Origin of the sequence: Streptomyces sp. SID11385 (assembly GCF_010548245.1) — a bacterium.
In the GTDB taxonomy this organism is placed as follows: domain Bacteria; phylum Actinomycetota; class Actinomycetes; order Streptomycetales; family Streptomycetaceae; genus Streptomyces.
The window spans coordinates 1-6,889 of sequence record NZ_JAAGLR010000464.1 but is presented as its reverse complement, the minus strand read 5'-3'; the positions used below and the strand labels follow the sequence as shown (position 1 = coordinate 6,889).

Here is a 6,889-nt window from a genome sequence, read left to right as displayed (position 1 = left end):
GTGGCGCCCGGAGACCTTCGACCGCGTCCTCGTCGACGTGCCCTGCACCGGGCTCGGCGCCCTGCGCCGCCGCCCGGAGGCCCGCTGGCGCCGCCGCCCCGAGGACCTCGACGGCTTCGCGCCGCTCCAGCGCGGCCTGCTCCACGAGGCGCTGCGCTCGGTGCGGGTCGGCGGTGTCGTCGGGTACGCGACCTGCTCGCCGCACCTCGCCGAGACCCGCGCCGTCGTCGCCGACGTCCTCGACGAGTGGGACGGCGTCGAACTGCTCGACGCCCCCGCCCTGCTGCCCGAGGTCCCGCTGACGGGCGAGGGCCCGGACCTCCAGCTCTGGCCGCACGTGCACGGCACGGACGCGATGTACCTCGCGCTGCTGCGCCGCACGGCCTGAGCGCGCGCGGCGCGGCTCAGCGCCTCGTCGCGTACCTGCTGAGGACCACGCCGCCCGGGAACGTCCGCGTCTCGACGAGGTCCAGGCGGACCCAGCCCTCCAGCGCGGTGAAGAACGGGGTGCCGCCGCCCACCAGGACCGGGTGGGCGGCGATCACGTACTCGTCGATCAGCCCGGCGCGCAGGGCCGCCCCGGCGAGCGTCGCGCCGCCGATGCTCAGGGGGGAGCCGTCCGCGGCCTTGAGCCGGGCGATCTCGGCGACCGCGTCGCCGGTGACCAGGCGGGCGTTCCCGCCGACCTCGTGGAGCGTCGAGGAGAACACCACCTTCGGCGTGTCCCGCCAGGCCCGCGCGAACTCGGCCTCCGCCGGGGTGGTCTCGGGCTGCTGATCGGCGGTCGGCCAGTAGGCGCTCATCGTCTCCCACAGCTTGCGCCCGTACAGCGACAGGCCGCTCGCCCGCTCGTGGTCGAGCCACCACCGGAACAGCGCCTCGCTCGGCGGTCCGCTCCAGCCGATGTCGTCGCCCGCCGCCGCGACGTAGCCGTCCAGGGTCAGGTTCATGCCGTAGATCAGTTTCCGCATGGCCAGGCCTTCCGTGCGCGGGTGTCCGGCATCAGAGACCAGCCTGACGCGGGAAACCCGTCGGCGCGAGGTCCCGGCGCACCGGCGAAGCGGTACAACGCGTGGTCCCGGCGCACCGGCGAAGCCGTACAAGAAGGGCCCGGGTGTGAGCCAGGGCACGAAACCATGGCAGGCTTGAGCCATGGCCGTGCAGATCAACCCCAGCATCCTGTCCGCGGACTTCGCCCGCCTCGCCGAGGAGGCCGAGGCCGTCGAGGGCGCCGACTGGCTCCACGTGGACGTCATGGACAACCACTTCGTCCCGAACCTGACCCTCGGCGCCCCGATCGTCGAGGCCCTCGCGAAGGCCACGGACACGCCGCTGGACTGCCACCTGATGATCGAGGAGCCCGACCGCTGGGCGCCCGCCTACGTCGAGGCGGGCGCGGGCTCGGTCACCTTCCACGCCGAGGCCGCCGCCGCACCGGTCCGCCTCGCCCGTGAGATCCGGGCCAAGGGCGCCCGCGCCTCCATGGCGCTCAAGCCCGCCACGCCCGTGGAACAGTACGAGGACCTGCTCCCCGAGCTGGACATGCTGCTGATCATGACGGTCGAGCCGGGCTTCGGCGGGCAGGCGTTCCTCGACATCATGCTGCCCAAGATCCGCCGCACCCGTCAGCTGGTCGCCAAGCACGGCCTCGACCTGTGGGTGCAGGTCGACGGCGGCGTCTCGGCCGAGACGGTCGAGCGCTGCGCCGAGGCCGGCGCCGACGTCTTCGTCGCCGGGTCCGCCGTCTACGGCGCGAAGGACCCCGCCGCCGCGGTACGGGCGCTGCGCGGCCAGGCCGAGACGGCGCACGCGAAGGCCGGGTGGGCCTCGGGGGCCTGAGCCGCGCGAGAGGCCGGGACCCGCGTACGGGTCCGGCCGCGAGAGGGCCCGGTCGGGAACCGGGCCGCGAGAGGAGACCCGTCCGGGGCAGCGCCCCGGGCACCGTGCCCGGGACCGCACACCCGGGACACAGAGGAGACAGCGAGCCGCCCGGGACCGACCTGGGCGGACACCGGGATACGACTGGGCATCGGCTCCGTGAACCGGACGCCGCGGGGCTGAGCACGCACCGTCGCGTCTGCGAGGATGAACGGCGAGTCCGGAGTATGTACAGCAGTGAGGAGAGCGCCGTGTCCGCGACGTCGGCGGGTCGGGCAGCCATGCGGATGGGACCCGCAGAGCTGGTCCAGGCGGCGGCCATGGCCCGCCGCTTCTACCTGGAGGGCAAGTCCAAGATCCAGATCGCCGAGGAGTTCGGCGTCAGCCGCTTCAAGGTGGCCCGGGTCCTGGAGACCGCCCTCGACCGGGATCTCGTCCGTATCGAGATCCGCGTCCCCGCCGAGCTCGACGCCGAGCGCTCGGACGCCCTGCGGGCCCGCTACGGGCTGCGGCACGCCGTCGTCGTCGAGTCACCGGCCGAGGCCGACGACTCGCCCGACCCGGAGAACCTCGGCGAGGTCGCCGCGGACCTCCTCGGCGAACTCGTCCACGAGGGCGACGTCCTCGGGCTGGCCTGGGGCCGCTCCACCATCCACATGGCGACCGCGCTGCACACCCTGCCCCCGTGCACCGTCGTGCAGCTCACCGGGGTCTACGACGCGGGTACCGCCGAGCGCGGCTCCGTCGAGGCGGTCCGGCGCGCCGCGCAGGTCTCCGGCGGCGAGGCGCACCCCATCTACGCGCCGATGCTGCTGCCCGACCCGGCGACCGCCGCCGCGCTGCGCAGCCAGACCGGGATCTCGCGGGCCTTCGACTACTTCGACAAGGTCACCGTCGCGGCCGTCTCGATCGGCTCCTGGGAGCCGGGCGTCTCGACCGTGCACGACATGCTCGGCGACGAGGAGCGCCGTCACTACGCCTCGCTCGGCGTCGCGGCGGAGATGTCCGCGCACCTCTTCGACGCGCGCGGGCGGCGCGTGGGCCGCGACCTCGGCGAGCGGTGCATCACCGTCGAGTCGGAGCGGCTGCGGCGCATCCCCGAGGTCGTCGCGATCGCGGGCGGGCACCGCAAGGCGGCGGCGATCGACGCCGTGCTGCGCTCGGGGCTCGTGACGAGCCTCGTCACGGACACGGCCGCGGCCGACTACCTCCTGACGGCGGGCGAGCAGCCCCGCCCCGCACTCGACCGGGCGGACCCGGACGACTGAGGCCCCCGCGGGCGGAACGGAAGCCGGTCACCCCCCGGGGCGGCCGGCTTCCCGCGTACGGCCCCCGTACCGGCCTCCCGCGTACGGACCCGGGCCCCCGCCCGTACCGGCCTCCCGCGCCCCCGCCCCGCGCCTCTCGTACGAACCCACCAGGCCGCCGTCCGCATGCCGCCCCCACCTTCGGGGAAAGCTCCACATTCGGTGGCCGTCATTGGTCAGTGCCCCCTCTGATCAGCGAGAATGGACAGAGGAGCCACTGCCCGGCCACCACGCACTGCGCATACTCCCCACCCCGCCGACCACTGTCGGCAGCGGACGAACAGCAGGTGAGAGAGCCAGAATGCGATTCCTCAACGACCTCGGGCCGAGCCACGACCTCACGTACGACGACGTCTTCATGGTCCCGCGCCGTTCGGCGGTCGGCTCCCGGATGGCCGTGGACCTCACGGCCCCGGACGGGACCGGCACGACGATCCCCCTCGTCGTCGCGAACATGACCGCGATCGCCGGGCGCCGCATGGCCGAGACCGTCGCCCGGCGCGGCGGCCTCACCGTCATCCCGCAGGACATCCCGATCGAGGTCGTCGCCGACGTCACCTCCTGGGTCAAGCGGCGCCACCTCGTCCTGGACACGCCGATCGTCCTCGAACCCCACCAGACCGTGGGCGAGGCCCTGTCGCTGCTGCCCAAGCGCGCGCACAACGCCGGGGTCGTCGTGGACGCCGAGCGCCGCCCCGTCGGCGTCGTCACCGACCAGGACCTCAGCGGCGTCGACCGCTTCACGCAGCTCTCCGAGGTCATGTCCCGCGACCTGCTCCTGCTGGACGACGGGATCGCGCCGCGCGACGCCTTCCACAAGCTGGACGCCGCCAACCGGCGCTACGCGCCCGCAGTCGACCCCGAGGGCCGTCTCACCGGCATCCTCACCCGCACCGGCGCCCTGCGCGCCACCCTCTACACGCCGAACACCGACGCCTCCGGCCGGCTGCGCGTCGCCGCCGCCGTGGGCATCAACGGTGACGTCGCCGGAAAGGCGAAGCAGCTCCTGGACGCCGGGGTCGACACGCTCGTCGTCGACACCGCGCACGGGCACCAGGAGTCGATGATCGCCGCGCTGCGCGCCGTGCGGGCCCTGGACCCGCAGGTCCCGATCGTGGCGGGCAACATCGTCGCGGCCGAGGGCGTGCGCGACCTCGTCGAGGCCGGTGCCGACATCATCAAGGTCGGCGTGGGCCCCGGCGCCATGTGCACGACGCGGATGGCGACGGGGGTGGGCCGCCCGCAGTTCTCCGCCGTCCTCGAATGCGCCGCCGAGGCCGCCAAGTACGGCCGCCACGTGTGGGCCGACGGCGGTGTCCGGCACCCGCGCGACGTCGCCATGGCCCTCGCGGCCGGCGCCTCCAACGTCATGATCGGCTCCTGGTTCGCCGGTACGTACGAGTCCCCGGGCGACCTCCAGCAGGCCGCCGACGGGCGTCTGTACAAGGAGTCCTTCGGCATGGCCTCGGCGCGCGCGGTGCGCAACCGCACCTCCGAGGAGTCCGCCTACGACCGCGCCCGCAAGGCGCTCTTCGAGGAGGGCATCTCGACCTCGCGCATGTTCCTCGACCCGGCCCGCCCGGGCGTCGAGGACCTCATCGACTCGATCATCGCCGGGGTCCGCTCCGCCTTCACCTACGCGGGCGCCGCCAACCTCGCCGAGTTCGCCGAGCGCGCGGTGGTCGGCATCCAGAGCGCGGCCGGCTACGCGGAGGGCAAGCCGCTCCACTCCAGCTGGAGCTGAGGCAGGGGGCCGTACGGGGGATACGGGAAAGGGGCGGTCTCACGTTGAGGGCCGCCCCTTGCCCGTACCGCCGTCTACGCCACCTCGGAGCCCCCGCGCCGCCAGCGGGCCTCCACGCGCTTGCCCTCGGGGAGCGGCAGGACGCTCACGCCGCCCGCCAGTTTCTGCACGAGGTGCCAGCCGAAGCCGCCGCCGCCCGCGAGGTCCGGGGCGCGGGGCACCGGCGGGGCGCTGCTCGTGTCCTCCACGCCGACCCGCAACTCGCCCCGGTGCGCCCACAGCGAGAGCCGCCAGGGGCCCTCGGTGTGGCGCGAGGCGTTCGCGACGAGTTCCGCGACGACGAGGACGACCGCCTCGACGTCCGCCCACGGGCACACCCGCGCGACGAATCCGCTCGCGGCCTCCCTGGCCGCCGCACTGCTCACGTGCGGACCCTCCAGAACGAGCAGGCGCGGCGTCGCGGGCATCAGCAACCGGTCCCTGGGAGCAGCACTTCGTCCAGCCCCGTCATCCGCAGCAGCCGCGCGACCATCGGGGAGACCTCGGTGACGGCGAGTTCGCCGCCCCGCGAGAGCACTCCCCGGCGTATCGCCAGCAGCGCGCCGATCCCGCCGGAGTCGAGATAGCCGACGCGCGAGAGATCGAGCAGGAACCGCCGCCCCGGCTGCGCCGCGACCCCGTCGAGCGCGCCGCGCAGGCGGCCCTCGGTCTCGTAGTCGAGCACCCCGTCGATCTCGACGAGCACCCGCTCGGGACGCTCGCTCAGCGCGACCCGCAGACGCGAGGGGGCCTCCGCGACGGGCACTTCGACGGAAAGCGCTCCGGCCGATGCGGGCGCGGCGAAGGGGAAGGCGGCCAAGGGGGCGGAGGGCGCCGGGGCCGAGGGCGCTTCGAGGGAGAGCGGCGCTTCGGGGGAGAGCGCTTCGGTGGAGAGCGCGGGCTCCCGCCGCGCCCCGACGGGGTCGGGCACGTCGGCGAACGGCTCCGGGCCGGCGTGGGGGTCGTTCATGCGCCGGTCCTCCGAACGGTCAGGGCGAGGGTGTCGTCGGGGTGCAGGATCACCGTGTGCATCTCGGCGGCGAGCGCTCCGGGGACCTCCTCGGTGGGCAGACCCCGGTGCCGCGCGGCGGCGAGCGCGAGGCGGCGCTCGCCGTCGCGCGGGTCGCGGCGCGACTCGGTCAGGCCGTCCGTGTAGAGCACGAGCAGGTCCCCGGGGCCGAGCGCGTCCTCGCGCACCCGCTCGCTGCCCGGCAGCGGATAGCCGATGCCCCTGCCCCGTACCTCCAGGTACTCCGTCGCGCCGCCCGCCCGTGCCACGAGCGCCGGCGGGTGGCTGCCGTTCGCGATCCGCACGACGCCCGTGACCGGATCGATCCGCACGAGCTGCACCGTCGCCATCAGCTCGCGGTCGAAGGGGAGCAGGATCTCGTCGGTACGGCCCACGATCTGGCCGAGCGGGTGGCCCTCCAGGGCCAGGGTGCGCACCGCGTGCGTCACGTTGAGCGCGCTGCGGGTACTCGTCACGCCGTGCCCGAGCGCGTCCACGACCGTGATGTGCACGGTGCCGTCCGGCAGCCGGAACCAGTCGTAGAGGTCGCCCCCGGTGGGCGCGTCGGTGTCGGCGGGCGCGTAGTGGATCGCCATCTCCAGCCCGGGCACCGCGACCGGCGGCGGGCGCAGCGCGTCCTCCAGCTCGCGCAGCGTCTGGCCGTGCGCACGGCGCAACTGCTCGTCGCGCTCCTCCAGCTGGACGTAGAGGGCGAGGACCCCGCTGTTCGTCTCGGCCAGCTCCTGCGTGAGCCGCTGGCGGTCGTCGGTCAGCTCGGCGATCCGCGCCCGCGCCTCGCGCAGCTCCTCGGCGAGCAGCTCGCGCGCGCTCCCCTCGCCCGTCTCGCCGTCCTCCTCGCAGGGGCGGACGAGGCGCCAGCGGGCCCCGCGCCCCGCGGGCTCCGGCGGCAGG

7 protein-coding genes and 1 pseudogene are annotated in these 6,889 nt (G+C 74.7%); 4 read left to right on the top strand and 4 right to left on the bottom strand.

The window, feature by feature from the left end; all coding sequences use genetic code 11:
- Positions 1 to 388 (top strand): annotated as a pseudogene (locus G3I42_RS14315) (rRNA cytosine-C5-methyltransferase); the annotation flags it as partial.
- Positions 389 to 404: 16 nt separating this feature from the next.
- Here G3I42_RS14315 and G3I42_RS14310 read toward each other — a convergent pair.
- Positions 405 to 971, bottom strand: coding sequence for a dihydrofolate reductase family protein (locus G3I42_RS14310; RefSeq protein WP_164285985.1), 567 nt, complete (start codon positions 969 to 971; stop codon positions 405 to 407).
- A gap of 181 nt (positions 972 to 1,152) precedes the next feature.
- On the opposite strand from G3I42_RS14310, the gene rpe reads away from it, so the two are divergent.
- The 3 genes from rpe to G3I42_RS14295 all read left to right on the top strand — a co-directional run bounded on the left by rpe (position 1,153) and on the right by G3I42_RS14295 (position 4,929).
- Positions 1,153 to 1,839 carry a ribulose-phosphate 3-epimerase gene (gene rpe / locus G3I42_RS14305; RefSeq protein WP_164285983.1) on the top strand — a complete coding sequence of 229 codons (687 nt, stop codon included), beginning with the start codon at positions 1,153 to 1,155 and terminating at the stop codon, positions 1,837 to 1,839.
- Positions 1,840 to 2,105: 266 nt separating this feature from the next.
- Complete coding sequence (locus tag G3I42_RS14300) at positions 2,106 to 3,146, top strand: sugar-binding domain-containing protein (RefSeq protein WP_164285982.1); 1,041 nt, start codon at positions 2,106 to 2,108, stop codon at positions 3,144 to 3,146.
- Positions 3,147 to 3,486: 340 nt separating this feature from the next.
- On the top strand, positions 3,487 to 4,929 hold the full coding sequence (locus tag G3I42_RS14295; RefSeq protein ID WP_164285980.1) for a GuaB1 family IMP dehydrogenase-related protein: 1,443 nt from the start codon (positions 3,487 to 3,489) through the stop codon (positions 4,927 to 4,929).
- 74 nt (positions 4,930 to 5,003) lie between these two features.
- On the opposite strand, the gene G3I42_RS14290 is transcribed toward G3I42_RS14295, so the two are convergent.
- The 3 genes from G3I42_RS14290 to G3I42_RS14280 form a co-directional block, all read right to left on the bottom strand.
- Positions 5,004 to 5,396, bottom strand: coding sequence for an ATP-binding protein (locus G3I42_RS14290; RefSeq protein WP_164285978.1), 393 nt, complete (start codon positions 5,394 to 5,396; stop codon positions 5,004 to 5,006).
- Positions 5,396 to 5,938 (bottom strand): STAS domain-containing protein, encoded by a 543-nt coding sequence (locus G3I42_RS14285; RefSeq protein WP_164285976.1) that lies wholly within the window; start codon positions 5,936 to 5,938, stop codon positions 5,396 to 5,398. The genes G3I42_RS14290 and G3I42_RS14285 overlap by 1 nt, the downstream gene beginning before the upstream one ends.
- Positions 5,935 to 6,889 (bottom strand): PP2C family protein-serine/threonine phosphatase (locus tag G3I42_RS14280; protein ID WP_164285974.1); only part of this gene is annotated, 955 nt, incomplete at its 5' end. The genes G3I42_RS14280 and G3I42_RS14285, both read right to left, overlap by 4 nt.

Bases quoted from the DNA above. Each gene is read 5' to 3' on its own strand.
- G3I42_RS14310 (WP_164285985.1), bottom strand. From the start codon at position 971: ATGCGGAAACTGATCTACGGCATGAACCTGACCCTGGACGGCTACGTC.
- rpe (WP_164285983.1), top strand. From the start codon at position 1,153: ATGGCCGTGCAGATCAACCCCAGCATCCTGTCCGCGGACTTCGCCCGC.
- G3I42_RS14300 (WP_164285982.1), top strand. From the start codon at position 2,106: ATGTACAGCAGTGAGGAGAGCGCCGTGTCCGCGACGTCGGCGGGTCGG.
- G3I42_RS14295 (WP_164285980.1), top strand. From the start codon at position 3,487: ATGCGATTCCTCAACGACCTCGGGCCGAGCCACGACCTCACGTACGAC.
- G3I42_RS14290 (WP_164285978.1), bottom strand. From the start codon at position 5,396: ATGCCCGCGACGCCGCGCCTGCTCGTTCTGGAGGGTCCGCACGTGAGC.
- G3I42_RS14285 (WP_164285976.1), bottom strand. From the start codon at position 5,938: ATGAACGACCCCCACGCCGGCCCGGAGCCGTTCGCCGACGTGCCCGAC.